The sequence below is a fragment of the Nocardiopsis sp. N85 genome (genome assembly GCF_028882275.1).
GTDB classification, from domain to species: Bacteria; Actinomycetota; Actinomycetes; order Streptosporangiales; family Streptosporangiaceae; genus Nocardiopsis; species Nocardiopsis lambiniae.
Map to the genome: position 1 here is coordinate 46,430 of NZ_JARBUT010000015.1, position 20,064 is coordinate 66,493.

The 20,064-nt window shown below is 71.7% G+C and carries 21 protein-coding genes; 9 read left to right on the forward strand and 12 right to left on the reverse strand.

Going from position 1 to position 20,064, the window contains the following annotated elements:
* The first annotated feature begins 89 nt into the window (after positions 1-89).
* On the forward strand, positions 90-851 hold the full coding sequence (locus PWG71_RS20045; protein ID WP_274811449.1) for a DUF2470 domain-containing protein: 762 nt from the start codon (positions 90-92) through the stop codon (positions 849-851).
* Positions 852-1,158: 307 nt separating this feature from the next.
* On the opposite strand, the gene PWG71_RS20050 is transcribed toward PWG71_RS20045, so the two are convergent.
* Positions 1,159-2,586: an aminotransferase-like domain-containing protein gene (locus PWG71_RS20050; protein WP_274811450.1), complete on the reverse strand. Its 1,428-nt coding sequence runs from the start codon at positions 2,584-2,586 to the stop codon at positions 1,159-1,161.
* Here PWG71_RS20050 and PWG71_RS20055 point away from each other — a divergent pair.
* Positions 2,585-3,478 (forward strand): DMT family transporter, encoded by an 894-nt coding sequence (locus PWG71_RS20055; protein WP_274811451.1) that lies wholly within the window; start codon positions 2,585-2,587, stop codon positions 3,476-3,478. The two genes, PWG71_RS20050 and PWG71_RS20055, sit on opposite strands and share 2 nt — an antisense overlap.
* Positions 3,479-3,534: 56 nt before the next feature.
* Here the strand turns inward: PWG71_RS20055 and PWG71_RS20060 are convergent, their stop codons facing one another.
* Genes PWG71_RS20060 through PWG71_RS20095 form a run of 8 tightly spaced genes read right to left on the reverse strand, consistent with a single transcriptional unit; the run spans position 3,535 to position 10,216 of the window.
* Positions 3,535-3,906, reverse strand: a complete 372-nt coding sequence (locus PWG71_RS20060; RefSeq protein ID WP_274811452.1) for a metal-sulfur cluster assembly factor — start codon at positions 3,904-3,906, stop codon at positions 3,535-3,537.
* 4 nt (positions 3,907-3,910) lie between these two features.
* Complete coding sequence (sufU, locus tag PWG71_RS20065) at positions 3,911-4,384, reverse strand: Fe-S cluster assembly sulfur transfer protein SufU (RefSeq protein WP_274811453.1); 474 nt, start codon at positions 4,382-4,384, stop codon at positions 3,911-3,913.
* Between the two features lie 55 nt (positions 4,385-4,439).
* On the reverse strand, positions 4,440-5,741 hold the full coding sequence (locus PWG71_RS20070; RefSeq protein ID WP_274811454.1) for a cysteine desulfurase: 1,302 nt from the start codon (positions 5,739-5,741) through the stop codon (positions 4,440-4,442).
* 3 nt (positions 5,742-5,744) lie between these two features.
* Complete coding sequence (gene sufC, locus PWG71_RS20075) at positions 5,745-6,506, reverse strand: Fe-S cluster assembly ATPase SufC (protein WP_274811455.1); 762 nt, start codon at positions 6,504-6,506, stop codon at positions 5,745-5,747.
* An 8-nt stretch (positions 6,507-6,514) separates the two neighbouring features.
* On the reverse strand, positions 6,515-6,850 hold the full coding sequence (locus PWG71_RS20080; RefSeq protein ID WP_274811456.1) for a non-heme iron oxygenase ferredoxin subunit: 336 nt from the start codon (positions 6,848-6,850) through the stop codon (positions 6,515-6,517).
* Entirely contained in the window at positions 6,843-8,003 is a 1,161-nt protein-coding gene (gene sufD / locus PWG71_RS20085) for a Fe-S cluster assembly protein SufD (protein ID WP_274811457.1), read from the reverse strand. The genes PWG71_RS20080 and sufD overlap by 8 nt, the downstream gene beginning before the upstream one ends.
* 1 nt (position 8,004) lies before the next feature.
* Positions 8,005-9,417, reverse strand: a complete 1,413-nt coding sequence (sufB, locus tag PWG71_RS20090; RefSeq protein ID WP_274811458.1) for a Fe-S cluster assembly protein SufB — start codon at positions 9,415-9,417, stop codon at positions 8,005-8,007.
* Positions 9,418-9,436: 19 nt separating this feature from the next.
* The gene (locus tag PWG71_RS20095) at positions 9,437-10,216 is read right to left on the reverse strand and encodes a helix-turn-helix transcriptional regulator (protein WP_274811459.1); all 780 of its coding nucleotides are present in this window, start codon (positions 10,214-10,216) and stop codon (positions 9,437-9,439) included.
* Positions 10,217-10,526: 310 nt separating this feature from the next.
* Between PWG71_RS20095 and PWG71_RS20100 the strand changes: the two genes are divergently transcribed.
* The 3 genes from PWG71_RS20100 (at position 10,527) to PWG71_RS20110 (ending at position 13,241) form a co-directional block, all read left to right on the forward strand.
* On the forward strand, positions 10,527-11,471 hold the full coding sequence (locus tag PWG71_RS20100; protein WP_274811460.1) for an ABC transporter ATP-binding protein: 945 nt from the start codon (positions 10,527-10,529) through the stop codon (positions 11,469-11,471).
* Positions 11,468-12,301 (forward strand): ABC transporter permease, encoded by an 834-nt coding sequence (locus tag PWG71_RS20105; protein WP_274811461.1) that lies wholly within the window; start codon positions 11,468-11,470, stop codon positions 12,299-12,301. Before PWG71_RS20100 ends, PWG71_RS20105 begins: the two co-directional genes overlap by 4 nt.
* Positions 12,302-12,443: 142 nt before the next feature.
* On the forward strand, positions 12,444-13,241 hold the full coding sequence (locus PWG71_RS20110) for an inositol monophosphatase family protein (RefSeq protein ID WP_274811462.1): 798 nt from the start codon (positions 12,444-12,446) through the stop codon (positions 13,239-13,241).
* Positions 13,242-13,251: 10 nt separating this feature from the next.
* Here PWG71_RS20110 and PWG71_RS20115 read toward each other — a convergent pair whose 3' ends face one another.
* Complete coding sequence (locus PWG71_RS20115; RefSeq protein WP_274811463.1) at positions 13,252-13,947, reverse strand: RICIN domain-containing protein; 696 nt, start codon at positions 13,945-13,947, stop codon at positions 13,252-13,254.
* A 131-nt stretch (positions 13,948-14,078) separates the two neighbouring features.
* On the opposite strand from PWG71_RS20115, the gene PWG71_RS20120 reads away from it, so the two are divergent.
* The 3 genes from PWG71_RS20120 (at position 14,079) to PWG71_RS20130 (ending at position 16,541) form a co-directional block, all read left to right on the forward strand.
* Positions 14,079-14,456 carry a hypothetical protein gene (locus PWG71_RS20120; RefSeq protein WP_274811464.1) on the forward strand — a complete coding sequence of 126 codons (378 nt, stop codon included), beginning with the start codon at positions 14,079-14,081 and terminating at the stop codon, positions 14,454-14,456.
* Positions 14,457-14,462: 6 nt separating this feature from the next.
* Positions 14,463-15,347 carry an EamA family transporter gene (locus PWG71_RS20125; RefSeq protein ID WP_274811533.1) on the forward strand — a complete coding sequence of 295 codons (885 nt, stop codon included), beginning with the start codon at positions 14,463-14,465 and terminating at the stop codon, positions 15,345-15,347.
* An 84-nt stretch (positions 15,348-15,431) separates the two neighbouring features.
* Positions 15,432-16,541, forward strand: coding sequence for a COX15/CtaA family protein (locus PWG71_RS20130; RefSeq protein ID WP_274811465.1), 1,110 nt, complete (start codon positions 15,432-15,434; stop codon positions 16,539-16,541).
* On the opposite strand, the gene PWG71_RS20135 is transcribed toward PWG71_RS20130, so the two are convergent.
* A complete protein-coding gene (locus PWG71_RS20135) occupies positions 16,480-17,763 on the reverse strand; it encodes a PrsW family intramembrane metalloprotease (RefSeq protein ID WP_274811466.1) in 1,284 nt (427 codons plus the stop codon). The two genes, PWG71_RS20130 and PWG71_RS20135, sit on opposite strands and share 62 nt — an antisense overlap.
* Before the next feature lie 150 nt (positions 17,764-17,913).
* Here PWG71_RS20135 and PWG71_RS20140 point away from each other — a divergent pair, with 150 nt between their 5' ends.
* The gene (locus PWG71_RS20140; RefSeq protein WP_274811467.1) at positions 17,914-18,312 is read left to right on the forward strand and encodes a hypothetical protein; all 399 of its coding nucleotides are present in this window, start codon (positions 17,914-17,916) and stop codon (positions 18,310-18,312) included.
* Between the two features lie 6 nt (positions 18,313-18,318).
* Here the strand turns inward: PWG71_RS20140 and PWG71_RS20145 are convergent, their stop codons facing one another.
* The gene (locus PWG71_RS20145) at positions 18,319-20,061 is read right to left on the reverse strand and encodes a hypothetical protein (RefSeq protein WP_274811468.1); all 1,743 of its coding nucleotides are present in this window, start codon (positions 20,059-20,061) and stop codon (positions 18,319-18,321) included.
* Positions 20,062-20,064 lie beyond the last annotated feature (3 nt).

Consider the following 20,064-nt stretch of genomic DNA (forward strand, 5'->3'; position numbering starts at 1 on the left):
CCCCGGCCGGGGGCCCGTTTTTTTACCCTCCGGGGCTTTCCCTCCACCTCACCATTCTTGTAGGTTAGCCTTACCTAATAACAGTTGAGGTGGTTCCCCTGCACACTTCCCGACACCTGGCCCCCTCGCCCGCCGAGCGCGCCCGCGCGGTCCTGTCCCGACCCAACCCCGCCACCGTCACGACCCAGGGCGGCACCCTCCACCTCGTCGACCCGGCCTGCCACGTGCACCCCGGAGGCACGGTGAGCCTGCTGCTCCCCGACCGCCATCACCTGCTGGACGAGATGGCCCGGGGGCGCACCGCGGCCACCGTGGAGTTCACGGACACCGGCGCCGTCGCCCTGCGCGACCCCACGCGCTCCCTGCTGTGGATCAGCGGTACCCTCACCGCCCTGGACGAGGCGACGGCGCGCATGCGCGCCCTGCGGCTGATCCGCGACGACCCCGACGAGCGCCTGCTCGACATCGGCCACGGCCGCACCATGGTCGTCCTGGAGCCCTACCTGGTGGTGCACTCCGACACCGAGGGCTGTCACCTGCTCGGCACCGACGAGTTCGTCCGGGCCCTGCCGGACCCGCTGGGCCGTTGGGAGGGCCCCTGGCTGCGTCACCTGGAGGAGGACCACCCGGACCTGCTCATGGCCTTGGCCGGGGCCTGCCCCGCCCCCGTCCCCCTGTCCCGGCCGCGCCCCCTGGGGGTGGACCGCTACGGCATGACCCTGCGCTTCGAGGCCCCCGACGGCGACCACGACGTCCGACTGTCCTTCAGCCGACCCGTCGAGTCCCCCGAGGAGGTGGCGGTGGAGGTCCACGCGCTGGCCGGGCTCACCGACGCCTGCGGTCCCTTCTGAACCGTGCCCCCGAACCTCCGCCGCCCTCCTGCCCACCCGCCACCCGCCACCGCCCGCCGAGAGCGGCCCACGGCTCTCTCGCGCCCGGGGAACGGGAACGGGCGGAAGGAGGCACGGCGGTCGCCGCTCCGCCTCGTGCCGGGGCGCACGGGGCGCGGGAACCGGGTTCGAGGCCCGGCGGTCGCCGCGTCGACGCCGTCGCCCACCCTCCGCCCCCAGGGGCGGGCGACGAGCGCCGCGACCGGACAGCCGGGGGACGGGGACCGCTCAGGGGAGGCGCGGGACGTCCCCGCTCCGTCCCCGCCTCTCAGAGCCCCGCCAGCGCCCCGGCCAGCCGCCGCACCCCCTCGGCGGCCTCCTCCGGACCCGACGTGTCGGCGAAGGCCAGCCGCAGGTACGGCGCGGGCGGCTCCCCGGGGAAGAACGGCCGCCCGGCCGCCACCTTCACCCCGGCGCGCAGGGCCGTCCCCGCGACGGCGTCCTCATCGGTACCGTCGGGCAGGCGCACCCACACCTGGTAGCCGCCCGGTCGGAGCACCGGTTCCACCAGTGGCGCCCGCTCCAGCAGAGCGGCCGCCACCGCCGTGCGCCGCCGGGTCAGCCCCTCGGACAGCGCCCGCAGGTGCCGTCCCCAGGCCGGGGAGCCCACCAGCTCCAGGACCGTCTCCTGGAGGACCCGGGGCACGAAGAGGGAGTCCACCACCTGGACGGCGCGCAGTCGGCGCAGCACCGGACCGCGCGCCGCCAGGGCGCCCACCCGCAGGCCGGGGGAGGTGGCCTTGGTCAGCGAGTGGACGTGCACCACCGTCCCGTGTCGGTCGTCGGCGATGAGGGGCGGCGGCGACGGCGGGGCGTCGGTGTGCGCCAGCCGCCGGGCGAAGTCGTCCTCCACCACGAACGCGCCCGCCTCACGGGCGGCGCGCAGCACCCCGGCCCTTCGCTCCGGTGCCAGCACCGCGCCCGTCGGGTTGTGGAACAGGGGCTGGCACACCAGCACCCGGGCACCGGTGCCGGCGAACGCCTCGACCAGCAGTTCCACCCGCAACCCGTCCTCGTCCACCGGGACCGGAACCAGACGCATGCCCAGGGCGCGGGCGACCGCCAGCAGCCCCGGGTAGGTCGGCGACTCCACCAGGACCGGCGCCCCGGGCGGGGCCAGGGCCCGCAGCGCGGTGGCCAGGGCGCTCTGCCCGCCCCCCGTCACCAGCACGTGCGAGGCGTCCAGAGACGCCCCGTCGATCTCCCGGGCGAACCAGTCGCGCAGCTCCGTCACCCCCTCCCAGGGCGGGCTCCCCCACACACCCGGTCGGCGGGCGGCCCTGGTCACGGCGGCGGACAGCTCCCGGTCCGGGCGCAGTGAGGCGTGCGGGTAGCCGGCGTGCAGGGAGATCACCCCGGGCGGGGCGGGGGCGAAGGTCGCGGTGAGCCCGGAGTCGTCCACACTGCGCGGGATCCCGCCGGCCTCGGGCACCGCGTCCAGGGCGACCTCCTGCCAGGAGGTGTCCCGCGCGAGTCGGCGGACCGGCTCTCCGGCCCGGAAGGAACCCGCGCCGGGGCGGGTGACCACGAGCCCCTCGGCGACGAGGCGGGCCATCGCCCGGGACAGGGTCCCCGGTCCCACTCCGTGCCGCTCCACCAAGGACCGGCTGGCGGGCAACCGCTCCCCCGGAGCGTAGCGCTCGAACTCCCGGCGCAAGAAATCGGCCAGATCACGGTCACTGCTACCCTTGTTCATGAGATTAGACGATAGCGCTACCACCTCATCTTCGGTAGCGGTTCCGAACGGCGCCGTTCTGGCCTTCCTCGGGGTGGCCGCCTTCTCCTTCACCCTCCCCGCCACCGCGCTGGCCTTGGAGGGGTTCGGCCCGTGGACCACGGCGGTGTTGCGGGCCTCGGTCGCCGGGCTGATCGCCGCCGGGTGCCTGGCCGCCGTCCGCGCCCCACTGCCCACCCGCGCGCAGCTGCCCGCACTGGCGGCGGTCGCCGCGGGCTGCGTGGTGGGGTTCCCGCTGCTGTCCTCACTGGCGCTGGGGAGCACCGGGGCGGGCGACGCCGCCGTCGTCGTCGGACTGCTGCCGGTGACCACCGCCGTCCTCGCCACCGTCCGAGGCGGGGTCCGCCACTCCCCCGCGTTCTGGGCCGCCGCCGGTGTCGGTGCCGCGGCGGTCGCCGGGTTCACCCTCGTCCGGACCGGCGGTGCGCCCGGGCTCGGGGACCTCTTCCTCTTCGGCGCCCTGCTCACCTGCGCCTACGGGTACGCCGAGGGCGGACGACTGTCGGTAGCGCTGCCCGGCTGGCGGGTGATCGCCTGGGGCCTGGTGCTGGCGCTTCCCCTCACCCTGCCCGCCACCGCCCTCGCCCTGGCCCTGGAACCGGCCGAGCCGACCCCCTCCGCGTTGGCCGGAACGGCCTACCTCGCCCTGGTCAGCCAGTTCGGCGGATTCGTGCCGTGGTACAGCGGGATGGGCCTGATCGGCGTGGCGCGGGCCGGGCAGATCCAGCTCGCCCAGCCCCTGCTCACCCTGGTGTGGGCGGCCCTCCTGCTGGGCGAGCGCATAGACCCGTTCGCCCTGCCCGCCGCCCTCGTGGTCCTGGGGTGCATCGCCGTCACACAACGGGTGCGCTGACACGGCGACGGGCCGGGCCCCGTAAGGGTGCCCGGCCCGTCGCCGTCGAACGACCTCTAAACGTTGAAGCCCAGCATGCGCAGCTGGTCACGACCGTCGTCGGTGATCTTGTCCGGACCCCACGGCGGCATCCAGACCCAGTTGATCTTGACCTCGCGCTCGAAGTCGTCCAGCGCGCTCACGGCCTGGTCCTCGATCACGTCGGTGAGCGGGCAGGCGGCACTGGTCAAGGTCATGTCCAGGGTGATCACCGCGTCGTCGGCGTTCACCCCGTACAGCAGTCCCAGGTCGACGACGTTGACGCCGAGTTCGGGGTCGATGACGTCCTTGAGCGCCTCGGCGATCTCCTCGACGAGCGCCTCGGCCTCGGGGGACAGGGGGACCTCGGCCGGCGCGGCCTCGGTCGTGGTGGTCTCGTTCTCGCTCATCGGGTCAAACGCCTTCCTTCTCCAGGGACTGCGACACCGCGTCCTTCCACGCCATCCATCCGAGGAGGGCGCACTTGATCCGGGCCGGGTACTTGGACACCCCGGCGAACGCCACCGCGTCCTCCAGGACCTCCTCGTCGGGTTCGCCCTTGCCCTTGGAGTGCATCAGCTCGGTGAATGCCTCCAGGGTCCGCATCCCCTCGGCCACCGTGCGTCCGATCAGCAGGTCGGTCAGCACCGAGGTGCTGGCCTGGCTGATCGAGCAGCCCATGCCCTCGTAGGAGACGTCGCTGACGACCGCGCGGTCGTCCAGCAGGCTCCCCTCCGCCGAGGTCAGCGCCACGCGGAGCGTCACCTCGTCCCCACAGGTGGGGTTGATGTGGTGGGCCTCGGCGTTGTGCGGCTCCCGCAGCCCCTTGTGGTGCGGGTTCCGGTAGTGGTCCAGGATGATCTCCTGGTACATCGCGTCCAGCTGCATGTCAGGGTGTTCCTCGTTCCGGGGTCGCGTCGTGTCGGGGTTCGGGTGCGCGGCCCTAACCCCGGGTTCCGAAGAACTCCTGCGCGACCTTGACGGCCGACACGAGCGCGTCCACGTCCTCCGTGGTGTTGTAGAGGTAGAACGACGCCCGGGTGGACGCGATGACGCCCAACTTGCGGTGCAGGGGCCAGGCGCAGTGGTGACCCACCCGGACCTCCACCCCACGGTCGTCGAGCACCTGCCCGAGGTCGTGCGGGTGGATGCCCTCCACCTCGAAGGACACCGCGCCGCCGCGGTCGACGGCCTCGGTGGGGCCGACGATCCGCAGCCCCTCGACGGCGTCCAGCTCCTTGAGCGCGTACTCCACCAGCGTGTGCTCGTGGTCGGCGATCCGCTCCATGCCCACGGCCGACAGGTAGTCGCAGGCCGCGGCCAGGGCGACCGCCTGTGGGGCCATCGGCACACCGGCCTCGAACCGCTGCGGCGGCTCGGCCCACGTGGAGTACTCCATGTGGACGACGCCGATCATGGACCCGCCGGTGATGAACGGCGGCATGGCCTCCAGCAGCTCCCGGCGCCCCCAGAGGACGCCGATGCCGTTGGGACCGAGCATCTTGTGCCCGGAGAAGGCCAGGAAGTCCACGCCCAGCGCCACCACGTCCACCGGCATGTGCGGTACCGACTGACAGGCGTCCAGCACCGTCAGGGCACCGACCTCTCGGGCCCGGGCGACGATGTCGGCCACCGGGTTGACGGTGCCCAGCACGTTGGACTGGTGGGCGAAGGCGACCACCTTGGTGCGCTCGTTGACCAGTTCGTCGATGTCCGAGAGGTCCAGCCGGCCCTGGGCCGTCACCGGGAACCACCGCAGGGTGGCCCCGGTACGACGGCACAGTTCCTGCCAGGGCACCAGGTTGGCGTGGTGCTCCATCTCGGTCACGACGATCTCGTCGCCGGGCCCCACCTGGAAGCGGCGCAGCCCCTCGTCGGCCGTGGCGGCGTTGCCCATCGCGTAGGACACGAGGTTGATCGCCTCGGTGGCGTTCTTGGTGAACACCACCTCGCCGACGTCGCCCCCGATGAACCGGGCGATGGTCTCACGCGCCGCCTCGTAGGCGTCGGTCGCCTCCTCCGCGAGCTGGTGCGCGCCACGGTGCACCGCCGCGTTGTGGCGTTCGTAGAACTCACGCTCGGCGTCCAGCACCTGACGGGGCTTTTGCGAGGTGGCCCCGGAATCGAGGTACACCAGCGGGCGCCCGTCACGGACGGTCCGGGAGAGGATCGGGAAATCCTCCCGGATCGCCGCGACGTCGAGCGGGCCGGAACCGGCCCCACCGAACTCGCGGACCGTGGTCATGGGTTACGCGCCCACCTTCACGAAACGCTCGTAGCCCTCGGACTCCAGCGTGTCGGCGAGCTCGGGGCCGCCGGACTCGGCGATGCGCCCGTGCGCGAAGACGTGCACGAAGTCGGGCTTCACGTAGTTGAGGATCCGGGTGTAGTGCGTGATGAGCATGACGCCCAGGTCGTTGTTCTCCTTGGCGCGGTTGACGCCCTCGGAGACGACCTTCAGCGCGTCGACGTCCAGACCGGAGTCGGTCTCGTCCAGGATCGCGATCTTCGGCTTGAGCAGCTCCAGCTGAAGGATCTCGTGGCGCTTCTTCTCACCGCCGGAGAAACCCTCGTTGACGCCGCGGGCGGCGAACGCCGAGTCGATGGACAGGTCCTTCATCGCGCCCTGGAGTTCCTTGGAGAACTGGCGGAGCTTGGGAGCCTCGCCGCGCACCGCGGTCACGGAGCTGCGCAGGAAGTTGGACATGGACACGCCGGGGACCTCGACCGGGTACTGCATGGCCAGGAACACGCCGGCGCGAGCGCGCTCGTCGACGCTCATGTCGAGGAGGTTCTCACCGTCGAGGAGGACCTCGCCCTCGGTGATCTCGTAGCGCGGGTGACCGGCGATGGCGTAGGCCAGGGTGGATTTGCCGGAGCCGTTGGGGCCCATGATGGCGTGGGTCTCACCGGAGTTGATGGTGAGGTCGACGCCCTTGAGGATCTCGCTGCGCTCGTCCTCACCGATGAGGACGTCGGCGCGCAGACCGCGGATTTCGAACTTCGTCATTTCAGGCCTCAGGAATTCTTCTCATCCAGCGAAACGAGCACGTCGTCGCCGTCGATCTTCACGTCATAGGTGGGGACCGGTCGAGTGGCGGGCGGGTTGATCGGCGCGCCCGAACGCAGGTCGAAGCACGAACCGTGCAGCCAGCACTCGATGGTGCCGTCCTCGACCTCGCCCTCGGACAGTCGGACCTCCGCGTGCGAGCACACGTCCCGCAGCGCGAAGACCTCGCCCTCGCTCCGGACCAGTGCGATGGGCGTCTCGTCGTCGGTCTCGATCCCGAGGACCCCCTCCTCGGGGATCTCGGCGAGCTCGGCGACCTTCACCCAGCGACCGGTGTCACTCATGTGCGGCCAGCTTCCGCTCGACCTTGACCATGATCTCCTCGGCGAGCTCCTCGACCGGGATGCGGCCGATGAGCTCCAGGAAGTAGCCGCGGATGACGAGGCGGCGGGCCTCCTCCTCCGGGATACCGCGCGAGCGCAGGTAGAACAGGTGGATGTCGTCGAGACGACCGCTGGCGGCGGCGTGGCCGGCACCCTCCACCTCACCGGTGAAGATCTCCAGGTTCGGCACCGAGTCCACGCGGGTGTCGTCGGTGAGCTGGAGGTTGCGGTTGTGCTCGTAGGAGTCCGTCCCGGTGGTGCCCACGCCGATGATGACGTCGCCGATCCACACACCGTGGGCGCCCTTGCCGCTCAACGCGCCCTTGTACTCCACCCGCGAGCGGGTGTTGGAGACGTTGTGGTCGATGAGCGAGCGGTGCTCGTGGTGCTGGCCGTCGCCGGTGAAGTACAGGCCGTGGAGTTCGGCGTTGCCGCCGCGCCCCTTGTAGGCCACCTTCGGGGAGAGGCGGACCAGGTCGCCGCCGAGCGTGACGACGATCGACTTGAACGTGGCGTCCTTGTCGATCTGGGCGTTGTGCTGGGTGACGTCGACGGCGTCGCGGTCCCAGTCCTGGAGGCTGACCAGGGTCAGACGGGCACCCTCGCCGACGTGGACGTCGACGCTGCCGGCGCGCACGCCGGTACCCTTCTGGTCGAGGATGACGATCGCCTCGGCCAGCGGCTGGACCTCGATGACGAACTGGTCGTAGCGGGTGCCGCCCTGGGCCCGGCGGTGGATCGTGATCGGACGCTCCAGGGCGGTGCCCCGGGCGACGGTGACCACGGTGGCCTGCTCGAAGGACGAGTAGGCCTGGGCGATGACGCGGTCGGCCGGGGTACCGGCCGTGCCCAGACGGGCGTCGTCACGGCCGACGGTCTCGACGGTGACGCCCTCGGGGGCGTCGATGTCGAGTTCGTCGGTGCCGTCGGCGACGGCGCTACCGTCGTGCAGGCCCTTGAGGCGGCGCAGCGGGGTGAACCGCCACTCCTCCTCACGGCCGTTGGGGACGGGGAAGTCGTTCACGTCGAAGGACCCGTGGGTCGCGAGCTTGGAGAACGGGATGTCCCCGAGGCCATGGCTGTGGGCCTTGGGTTCGATGCTCGGGCCGGTCAACTTAACCAACCGCTCCTTCCATCTGAAGCTCGATCAGCCGGTTCAGTTCCAGCGCGTACTCCATGGGCAGCTCGCGCGCGATGGGCTCGACGAACCCTCGCACGATCATCGCCATGGCCTCGTCCTCGTTCATGCCCCGGCTCATCAGGTAGAAGAGCTGGTCCTCGCTGACCTTGGAGACGGTCGCCTCGTGCGCGAGTTCGGCGTCGTCCTCGCGCAGGTCGTTGTAGGGGTAGGTGTCCGAGCGGCTGATGGTGTCGATCAGCAGCGCGTCGCACTTGACGGAGGACTTGGCGTTGTGGGCGCCCTCCTGCACCTGCACCAGACCCCGGTAGGAGGCGCGGCCACCGCCGCGGGCCACCGACTTGGAGATGATGGTGGAGGAGGTGTTGGGCGCGCAGTGCACCATCTTGGAACCGGTGTCCTGGTGCTGACCCTCGCCCGCGAAGGCGATGGACAGGGTCTCGCCCTTGGCGTACTCGCCCATCAGGTAGACGGCCGGGTACTTCATGGTCACCTGGGAACCGATGTTGCCGTCGACCCACTCCATGGTGGCGCCCTCTTCGGCGACGGCGCGCTTGGTGACCAGGTTGAAGACGTTGTTCGACCAGTTCTGGATGGTCGTGTAGCGGCAGCGGGCGTTCTTCTTGACGATGATCTCGACGACCGCGGAGTGCAGCGAGTCCGACTTGTAGATCGGCGCGGTGCAGCCCTCGACGTAGTGCACGTAGGCGCCCTCGTCGACGATGATCAGCGTGCGCTCGAACTGGCCCATGTTCTCGGTGTTGATCCGGAAGTAGGCCTGGAGCGGGATCTCCACGTGCACGTTCTTGGGAACGTAGATGAAGGACCCGCCGCTCCACACGGCGGTGTTGAGCGCGGCGAACTTGTTGTCGCCGGCCGGGATGACCGTGCCGAAGTACTCCTGGAACAGCTCCGGGTGCTCCTTGAGCGCGGTGTCGGTGTCCAGGAAGATGACGCCCTGCTCCTCCAGGTCCTCACGGATCTGGTGGTAGACGACCTCGGACTCGTACTGCGCGGCGACACCGGCGACCAGACGCTGCTTCTCCGCCTCGGGGATGCCCAGCCTGTCGTAGGTGTTCTTGATGTCCTCGGGCAGTTCCTCCCAGGAGGTGGCCTGCTTCTCCGTGGACCGCACGAAGTACTTGATGTTGTCGAAGTCGATCTTGGACAGGTCCGCGCCCCAGTGGGGCATGGGCTTCTTGTCGAAGAGCTTGAGCGACTTGAGACGGAGTCGGGTCATCCACTCCGGCTCGTCCTTCTTGGCGGAGATGTCGCGAACGACCTCTTCGTTCAGACCGCGACGGGCCGAGGACCCGGCCTTGTCCGAGTCGGCCCAGCCGTACTCATAGTTTCCGAGCCCTTCGAGCTCGGGATGCGCGATAGACGTCATGCGCGGACTCCTCCTGGACTCAGACGTCCTTGTGGTGTTGCAATCCTCCGCCCGCCGTGCGGCGGGCGCTGGTGGTCGCGGGGGCGTGGCCGTCCCCGCCCGCCCCCTCACCCCGAGGGGTGACGTGCGTGGTGCACACACCATCGCCGTGGGCGATGGTGGCCAACCTGCGCACCGGGGTGCCCAGAAGCCGTGAGAAGGCCTCGATCTCGGCCTCGCAGAGTTGCGGGAACTCGGCTGCCACGTGGGCGACAGGACAATGGTGCTGGCACAACTGGTCGCCGCCTCCGGGGGCCGGTGCCCGGCCGGCGGTGGCGGCGTAGCCGTCGTTGGACAGGGCCTCGGCCAGCAGCCGGACGCGGTGTTCGGGTGGAACGGCGTCGAGCAGCGGCTTGTAGCGCCTCTCCAGGTCGGCGACCTGACTGCGGGCGAACTCCCCGACCGCGTCGGGGCCGGCGGCCTCCGCGAGGAAGCGGAGCGCGCTGGTGGCGAGGTCGTCGTAGGCGTGGACGAAGGCGTCGCGCCCGGCCTCGGTGATGGCGAACACGCGCGCGGGACGACCCCTGCCGCGTCGGCCACCCGGGGGTCGGGCGTCTCGGGCCTCGACCATGCCCTCGCCGGTCAGGTTGTCGAGATGGCGGCGGATCGCCGCCGGAGTCAGACCGAGCCGCTCCCCCAACGCGGAGGCGGTGATCGGACCCTGCTCCAGAATGAGCCGGGCGACACGGGCACGGGTACCGGTCTCGGCACCGCGCTCCGGTCCGGTCAGGGGCCGGGGTACGTTGATGGCGTCGGGCACGACGTTCCCCTTCCTCCTTCGGACTGCGGCTCCTGGTTTAGACAACATCAGTGTGGCGTAAATAAGTCCACCGTGGCAAACCCGCATTCATGCCTTTCGTCACGAAGGTCAGGCTTGCCTAACAGGGAGTTCATCGCACCGAAACCCGGAGGGGAAAAGCTCAGGTCACCCGGAGGCGCATCGTTCGTCTCGCGTACCGAGAAGCGAATCCCACGATACGGACGAACAGGAATGCGCCCGAACGGCCCCCGGACCCGGTGCCCGCCGGGCGGTGGAACGCCCCGCGTGAGCGCACGTAAACTCAGGAGCCATGGACACAGCCGCGGTCGAGGTCGTCGATCTGGTCAAGCGCTACGGCGCCACCACCGCCGTATCCGGCCTCACCTTCCGGGCACGCCGGGGCGCGGTGACCGCGCTCCTCGGCCCCAACGGCGCGGGCAAGACCAGCACCATCGAGATCTGCGAGGGCTTCCGCCGTGCCGACGGCGGTCGGGTGCGGGTCCTGGGGATGGACCCGGTCACCGACGCCGGCGCCCTCAAGCCCAGGGTCGGGGTCATGCCCCAGTCCGGTGGCGTCCCCACCGGCGCGCGCGCCGCCGAGTGGCTGCGTCTGATGGCCTCCTTCCACGCCTCCCCCGTCCCTCCCGACCTCTTGTTGGAGCGGCTGGGGCTGACCTCGGTGGGACGCACCCCGTTCCGCCGCCTGTCCGGCGGCCAACAGCAGCGCCTGTCGCTGGCCTGCGCCGTGATCGGCCGCCCCGAACTGGTCTTCCTCGACGAACCCACCGCCGGCCTGGACCCCCAGGCCCGAATCGCCACCTGGGACCTGGTCTCGGAACTGCGCGAGGCCGGCGTCGCCGTCATCCTCACCACCCACCACATGGAGGAGGCCGAACGGCTGGCCGACCACGTGGTCATCATCGACCGGGGCGAGGTCGTGGCCGAGGGCACCCCCGCGGAGCTGGCGGGCGGCCGCCGTGAGGTGTGCTTCTCCACCTCCTCCCCCATCGACACCGACACCCTGCGCGCCGCCCTGCCCGCCGGCAGCCGGATCTCCTCCGCCCACGGTGTCGGGGGGCGACGCGAGTACGTCATCGGCACCGACGACCCCGCGGCGCTGGGCCCGGGCTTCCTGGCCACGGTGACCGCCTGGTGCGCGTCCGCCGACGTCCTGGCCGAGGACCTGCGGGTGCGACGGCGTACCCTCGAAGACGTCTTCCTCGAACTCACCGGCCGGGAACTGCGGGAATCATGACCGAGCACACCTCCAGCACCACCGCACCCGCCCCGGGCGGCGCGCGCCCGGCGGGCGGGCCCTCCCTTTTCGCGCCCGCGCCCGGAGCCGCGCCGATGTGGCGGATGGTCGGCGCGCAGGCCGGCATGGAACTCCGGGTCATGCTGCGCCACGGCGAGCAGTTCCTGTTGACCATGGTCATCCCGGTGCTGCTGCTGGTCGGCTTCAGCCTCACCTCCGTCCTGGACGTCGGCGAGGGCTCGCGGGTCGACGCGCTCACCCCGGGGGTGCTGGCGTTGGCGGTCATGTCCACCTCGTTCACCGGGCTGGCCATCGGTACCGGTTTCGAGCGGCGTTACGGGGTGCTCAAGCGGCTGGGGGCCACCCCCCTGTCCCGATTCGGCCTGCTCGCCGCCAAGACACTGGCGGTGCTGGGCGTCCAGACCATCCAGATCGCGGTGCTGTGCGCCGTGGCGCTGGGCCTGGGGTGGAACCCGGCCCTGAGCCTCGGCGGCGTGGCGGCGGCGATCGCCCTGGTGCTGCTGGCGACCGCCGCGTTCAGCTCGCTGGCCCTGCTGATGGCGGGGACGCTGCGGGCCGAGGCCACGCTGGCCGCGGCCAACCTGGTCTACATCCTGCTCCTGGGGCTGGGCGGGGTGCTCTTCCCGATCACCGCGTTCCCGCCGGCCTTGGCGACGATGGCCTCGGCGCTGCCGATCACCGCGCTGAGTTCGGGTCTGCGGGCGTTGCTGACCGACGGTTCCCTTCCCTCCCTGGGCGCGTTCGCCGTCCTGACGGTGTGGGCCCTCGTCTGCGGGGTCCTCGCCGCCCGTCTCTTCCGCTGGGAATGAGGGCGGGCGCCGCGCGGGCGGACGGACACCGGGGGGACCGCTCGCGCGGGTGCGGCGGCGGTCCGGTGTCGGTCCAGGTACGGGAGTGGAACACGGACCCGGGCCGACGGGCGTGTCGGGGCGGAGTCCTAGGATGGCGGTCATGATCGACATGGACGCGGTGACCGGCATCCTGCGCGACGCGGCCCGGGAGGTCATCCTGCCCCGGGCCCGCTCCCTGGCCGAGGGCGAGGTCATGGAGAAGTCCCCCGGCGAACTGGTCACCGTCGTCGATCGGGAGGCCGAGGAGGTCATCACGGCCCGGCTGCGCGAACTGATGGACGTGCCCGTGGTGGGCGAGGAGGCCGCCTCCGCCGATCCCTCGCTGCTGGAGGCGGTGCGCACCGAGCCCGTGGTGTGGCTGGTCGACCCGTTGGACGGGACGCGCAACTTCGTCGAGGGTCGGCGGGAGTACGGGGTGATGGCCGCCCTGGTGCGCGGCGGCGAGACCGTCGCGGCGTGGATCGTGCAGCCCGAGTGGGACCGCTCCTACGTCGCCGAACACGGATCGGGCGCCTGGCGCGACGGGGTGCGGCTGCGCCGGGAGGCGGCGCCGACCGACCCCGGGGAGATGCGCGGCGCGGTGATGAGCCGATTCATGGCCCCGGAGACCAGGGAGCGCGCCGAGGCGGCGTTCCCCCGGTTCGCCGAGATCGGCGGGGGCACGCACTGCTGCGCCGTCGACTACCCGATGCTGTGCGAGGGCTCGCAGGACTTCCTGCTGTTCAACAGGACCCTGCCGTGGGACCACGCCCCCGGCGCGCTGTTGCTGAGCGAACTGGGCGGGGTCGCCCGGCGCCCGGACGGGTCGGTCTACCGGCCCGACGACGACGCGCTGGGGCTGCTGGGCGCCACCGACGAGACCTGCTGGAAGACGGTCCACGAGCTGCTGCTCGCCTGACCGTCCCGGCTCAACCGAGGGGGATCAGGCGCCACTGCTGGAAGGCGTGCCCACCGTCGGCGGCCTGGACGACCGCGGTCCCGTTGTCGGGGGCTCCGCCCTGGCCCTCCAGGGCGTTTCCGGTGGCCCGGTTGATCAGGCGGATCACACCGCCGCCGACGTCGACGACGGTCCAGTGCTGGTTGGCCGCCCCGGTGGGCGTCAGCAGGGTGGCCGTGGGCGGCTCGTCCGCGACGTTGGAGACCTCAAGGACCTTGCCGCTGCCGATGCCCTCGATCTCGTAGAAGCCATCGTCGAGGGGAACGAAGCGCCACTGCTGGTTGCCCTGGTCGTGGCGGTCCCACAGGTGGACGGGCGCGCCGTTGTGGGTGGCGGCCTGGGCGACGTCCATGACCCGGTCACCGTGCACGTTCTGGAGGACGTAGACGACCTCGGGGTCGATCCCGGCCGGGTGGGTCGGTTCCTCGGAGGCCTCCGGGGAGGGTTCGGGTTCGTCCTCCGGCGCGTTCGGGGGTTCGACGAGGACGCCCGAGACGGTGATCACGCCACCGCCCGCCTCGGCGTCGTCGGCGACGAACAGGCCGCCGATGTAACCGATGATGGCGGCCACCAGGACCAGGGCGACGGCACCGGCGAGAACCGGCCATTGGGGGACGTACCGTTCCGTTGCGGGCTGGGGGGCGGCGCGGCGGCGGGATCGGGACATGGGGCGGTGCTCTCCCGTGTTCTACGGAGTTCGGTCCAACACCGAAGCATGTCATACCGTTTTGCACCTTTCGCGCGCATTCCCTCGGGTACAAGGACGCCGGCGGCGGCGCTCTCGATAGAGTGCCGCCCGTGGAAGCCCTCGGAGTGCCCTGGTTCATGGCCGTGCGCCTGCTCGGTCCCCCCGTGTTCCTGTTCGTGGTGGGCGGCGCCCTGGTGCTGTGGCGACGCCCGGCCCGTTCTGGCGTGATCTGGGCGGCGTTGGCGGTCAACCTGACGGCCGCCGCCCTGCCGTTCCTGTGGATCGGGGCGCAGATCCTGACCGATCAGGCGGAGCAGACCGTGTACGGACTGGTCATGACCCTGCTGCAACCGTCCGTCGTCCTGTTGGCCTGGTCCCTGATGCTGTGGGCGGCGGTGTCGGCTCCCGCGTCGGACCGAAGGACGAGGGCGGGCGGCGGAGGAAGGACGACCACGGAAACGGAGCGTGCGCCCGAAAACATAGGATGAATGACCATGGGCACCCCGACCACTCCCAGGACGCCGTTCTCTCCGCGCACCGCGGCGGAGGCGATACCCCCCGTGTGGCTGGTGCTCGTCGGTATCGTCTCGGTGCAGACCGGCGCGGGCGTGGCCAAGAACCTGTTCGAGGTGCTGCCGCCCTCCGCCGTGGTGTGGCTGCGGCTGCTGACCGCCGCCGTCCTGCTCGGCCTGGTCGTGCGCCCGGCGTGGAAGGCCCACACCCGGGGCGACTGGCTGGTGGTGGTCGGCTACGGCGTCGCCCTGGCCATGATGAACTTCTTCATCTACCAGGCGTTCGCGCGCATCCCCCTGGGCATCGCGGTGACGATCGAGTACCTGGGGCCGCTGGCCATCGCGGTCCTGGGGTCGCGCCGCCGGGTCGACCTGCTGTGGGCGGGGCTGGCCGGTCTCGGCGTGGTCGCGCTCGGCCTGGAATCGGGCTCCCTGGACCCCTGGGGCATCCTGTTCGCGGTGCTGGCCGCCGTCTCCTGGGCGGGCTACATCCTGTTGAGCGCCGCGACCGGACGGCGCTTCGACGGGGCGTCGGGGCTGGCGATCGCCAGTGTGGTCGGCGCGCTGCTGATGGCCCCGGCGGGCATCGCCGAGGGCGGGGCGTCGCTGTTGGACTGGCGGGTGCTGCTGTTCGGCCTCGCCGTGGGCGTGCTGTCGTCGGTGGTCCCCTACACCCTGGAGCTCAACGCCCTGCGCCGGATGCCGCCACGGGTGTTCGGTGTGCTGATGAGCCTGCAACCGGCCGCCGCGGCCCTGGTGGGCCTGATCCTGCTGGGCGAGATGTTGACGGTGTGGCAGTGGCTGGCCGTGGGCTGCGTCATCGCGGCGAGCGCCGGCTCCACCCGTACGTCCGCCTCCTCCGTCTGATCCGACCGAAGGACGTCGGCGCAGGTGGTGATGGTCGGCGGGGTCGGGTCAGAACTCCCGGGAGCGTGTACTACGCTCTGTCGTATGTCTGATTCCCCGGTCTCCGCGGCGTCCGCCGTGGCCACCCTCCCCCCGTTGGCGGCGGAGGACATCGTCCTGCTCGGCGTTCCCCTGTGGGGATGGCAGATCGCCGTCGCGGCCGCCGGTGTGCTGGCCCTGATCGTGCTCTCCCGCAGCATCTGGAACCCCACCGCGACATCGCTGCGGCTGTGGGCGTTGGGCAACATCGTCGTCAACGCCGGGATCGCCGTCACCGGCGCCACCGTGCGGGTGACCTCCTCGGGCCTGGGCTGCTCGGAGTGGCCCAAGTGCACGCCCGAGAGCTTCGTGCCCATCGACACCGGGCACGCCGCGCTCAACGCGGCCATCGAGTTCGGCAACCGGACCCTGACCTTCATCGTCCTGGCGGTCGCCGTCATCACGTTCGTGGCGTTCCTGCGCGCCGCGCCGCGCCGCCGGGACCTGGTGCGTCTGGCCGCGATCATCCCCTTCGGCGTGCTGGGCCAGGGCGTCGTCGGCGGCATCACCGTGTGGACCGACCTGCACCCCGCCTCCGTGGGCGCCCACTTCCTGCTGTCCATGGTGATGGTCTTCGTCACGGTGGCGCTGTACGTGCGCTCCCGCGAGCCCGAGGGCACCCCGCGGATCTCGGTCGACCCCATGCTGCACACCCTGAGCATCGGCCTGGTCGTCATCGGCTTCCTGCTGCTGATCGCCGGAACCGTCGTCACCGGCACGGGCCCGCACGGCGGCGACGCCGCCGCGCCCCGGTGGGCGTTCGCGTTGGAGACCGTGACCAGGGTGCACTCGGCGCTGGCCTGGCTCACCCTGGTCTGCGCGATCCTGGCCGTCGTCCTGGCCTTCCGCACCGGAGCGGGCCGCCCCACCCGGATGAGCACGGTGCTCCTGCTCCTCGTGGTGATCGCCCAGGGCGTCCTCGGGTACGTCCAGTACGCGATGGCGCTGCCCGAGGTGCTGGTCGTCCTGCACGTCCTGGGTTCGGCCCTGACCTGGATCGCGATCTCGCGCCTGTACTTCTCCACCACCCGGCTGACGCCGGCGGGCGAAGGGCTCAGCGCGGCCCCTGACCATGCCGTGGCAGGTACTCCTGTTGAGCCCGCGCCTGGGCGATGACGTGCGCGAAGTCCGCACGGCGTAGGAACCCCGAGTCCGTCGGCCGCTCGGCCCAACCCGGGGCCAACGGCTGGGGGACGCGGCCCAGGAAGGCGTCCCGGGAGACGTGCATCAGGGCCAGGAACGCGTCGCGGCGCACCTTCCAGTCCTCCCGGCTGATCCCCCTGTCCAGCTTCTGGTGCAGCAGGGCCAGCTCCGTCGCCGCCAACTGGTACTCGCGCATCGCCTCACGGCCCTTCTGACCGGCGTTGCGCGCCGCCCATTCGCGTGCCAGGCGCCGCCCCTTGAGCGTGCTGAGCATGGTGATGTCCGCCGGGGTGACCAACCCGGTGGAGATGTAGGGCGGCAGGTAGTGGGAGATCGCCTGGACCTGACCGCGACGGTCGTGGGCGGCCAGCGCCAGGATCCCCAGGAGCACGACGAACAGCACCAGGTAGGCCAGGCCCAGACCGGTCCAGCCGAAGTAGGTCGCGCCGTTCCACATCCCGTGGAACAGGACCGCGAAGAACCAGCCGACCACCGGGGCGAGCAGTCGGAGGAAACCGGTGCGCATCGCCGCGTACGCGACACCGATGCCGATCATCGCCGTGTAGAGCGGATGCCCGAGGGGGGCGACGACGCCCCGGATCGCGAACGTGGCGACCAGGGTTCCTTCGAAGAAGGCGCTGAGGAAGTACAGGATGTTCTCGGTGAAGGCGAACCCGGCGGCCACCATGGCCGCGTAGACGACGCCGTCGGTGAACGTGTCGATCTCGTTGCGGCGCCGCCACAGCAGGATGAGCAGCACCGCACCCTTGGCGCTCTCCTCGACCAGGGGGGCCACCACAGAGGTGCCCAGGAGGTCGCCCATCTCCTGGCCGAACATCGGGACGGTGATATTGGCGAATCCCCAGGTGTTGAGCAACAGGGCCGCGACGACGGCCACACCCGCGCCCCACACGAACGCGAAGAACAGCACCCACCCGGGCTCGGGTTCGAGGCGGTCGAGCATGAGGATGAGCGGGACCAGGATGCCGGCCGGGATGACGGCCGCGATCAGCGCGATGACGAACCCGGTGGCGCCGTCGATCCCTGCGGCCGCACCGCCGGCCAGGGCCAGGAGCCACAGATAGACGAGCATGCCCGCCATGCACACGAGGCTGACGGTGATGCCCAGGAAGAGGGTCATCGAATGACGGGAGCGGCGGCCCTGGAGCACGGCCTTGCTGTCGAGACGGGACATGGGCATCGATCGTAGCGGGGTTCACGGGCGGAAAAGGGCGCGGGACCTGGGAACGGAATGCGGCCAGTGTCGTCTTGTGGACGGAAGGAGGCCTTCGTCGGGGGGACAATGGCCGGGTCCGCCGTATCCATCGACGAAAGAGGCCTCGCTATGGACCGGACCACCACGACCACCACGACACCGACACCCCTGTGGGCGGTGCGCGTCGCCGTGCTCGCCCACCTGGCCGCGATCCTGTGGGAGGGGGCGACGGCCGGGCAGTTGGTGACGTTCAACCACGACGCCCTGCCGCTGCACTACTTCGGGGCGTTCGGTGTGCACGCGATGGCGGCGCTCCAGGTGCTGACGGCGTTGTGGTACTGGAACTCCGCCGGCCGGGGCGCCGGAGCGCCCCGAACGTTGCTGCTGGTCAGCGGTTCGGCCTTCCTGGTGGGCTTCCCGCAGGCGGCGTTGGGCACCTACGGTCCGCTCCAGGCGCACGTGCCGTTGGCGCTGGTGCTGACCGGCCTGGCGGTGTGGTCGGCGGTACTGGCCTGGCGACGCCCCTGACACGGTTCACCCGGCCCAGGCCAGGGCGTTCAGGCGGGCGCGGACCGCGTTCAGGTAGGTCGACGCGGCCAGCCAGGCCACGGCCGCCCCGTCGGGGGACGGCACCACCGACTCCCCCGTCACCGTGCGCACGCGCTCACGGGCGGCGGCGATCACGGCGGTGAGCAGGTCGGCGCCCGTGGGCAGGTGGTGGGCGCGCAGCCGGGCGATCGCGGCGGTGTCGACGGAGACCGTCTCCCGGCCCGCCTCCGCGAATCGGCTCAGCACCCGGGCCAGGGCCGCCTCGGCTTTCGGCGACGGCACCGGGAGCGGTGCCGGAGCCGCAGTCGGGGCGGCCGGAGCAGGATCCGCCCATTTCAGGGTGTCCAGGGACACGTCGAGCCGGCCGCGCCGGGTGTCCGGCAGGCCCGTGAGCCCGGAGACGGTGAGCGGGATCAACCGGCCCGGGCGTTCGGGGACGGGGCGGGCCATGACACGCAGCACCGTTCCCCGGTTCAGGCCGATCCGGGCCAGGTTGCGGGCGCGCAGCGGGTCCCGGGGGCCGTCGGCGACGAGCACGTGGGGGCGGCCCTCACGGGTCTCGACGACCTCCACGCCCTCCGGGTGGGGGCCGACCACGGAGAACCCGGCGAAGACCAGATCGGACCCGCTGCGGCGGGTGGGGGCGGCCAGGGCCGCCAGCGCGTCGGCGACCTGGTCGGCCAAGGGGCGCTCCCAGAGCGCCGCCAAGGGCCCCTCGTCCCAGGGGATCGGGTCGATGGTGGCGGCCGTGGTGGCCGACATCCCGCTGAGCCGACCGTCCGCGGAGGCCCCCGCCCGCTGCGCGATCAGCGCGCCGCGCCCCAGGTCGCGGTGGCTCAGGGCGATGCCGCCGAAGGAGACGCGTGAGCCGTGGGCGGCGGTCACCCGATCGGCGTCACCGGGCGCGACGTCGGCGACCCGCCACAACCGGGGGGCGCCGTCGGACACCGATACGAGGTGGGTGACCACCCCCGCGTACCCGGAGGCGGTGACGACGCGTTCCCCGCCCAGGCCGTACAGGCGCAGCGACCCCACCTCGGTGTAGGCCCGACGGGCCACGCCCACGTCGGCCCGGGTGGGGGGCGGCCGGTCGCCGGCGGGGCCGCCGCCCAGGCGCAGGGACAGGTCGAGCAGGTCGGTCAGGTCCGCGACGTAGGCGGACAGGTCGAAGGCCGGGGTGGGGTGGTCGCGCGGGCCCGCGGCCACCGCGACGCAGGCGGCGGACAGACGAGGCAGGTGGGCGGCGCGGGCCAGCGCGGAGGCGCGCAGGAGTTCGGCGCGCCGGCCGGAACCGGCGGAGCGCACCCCGGCGGCGAGGACCCGGGCCGCCGCGTCCCAGGCGGCGTGGGCGGCGGCCCGGCCTGCCGGATCGACCTCGACGACCTCGGTCAAGGGGTCGGGGGACGCGGACGCGGGGGGCGTCGAGGACGTCTCCGGGACGGGTCCGTCGTCCTCGACGGCGTCGAGCAGGCCCGCCACCGCGAGCAGGTGCAGGCAGCGCGGGCCGAGCAGGCAGGTGCAGGCGACGTGTCCGGGTTCGGTGAGATCGGTTCCGGTCAGAGTGACGGTCTCACCGCCGGCGGCGACGGTCCACGTTCCGTCACCGCCGCTCCAGGGCCACCCCTCGGCGGTGCGGGGCGCGGCGTCGAGTTTGCGGCGTACCCGGGCCGGGGCCGCCTCCAGCAGGGCGGCGAGCAGATCCGGGGCGATCCGGGGCCGGTCGGTCATCGG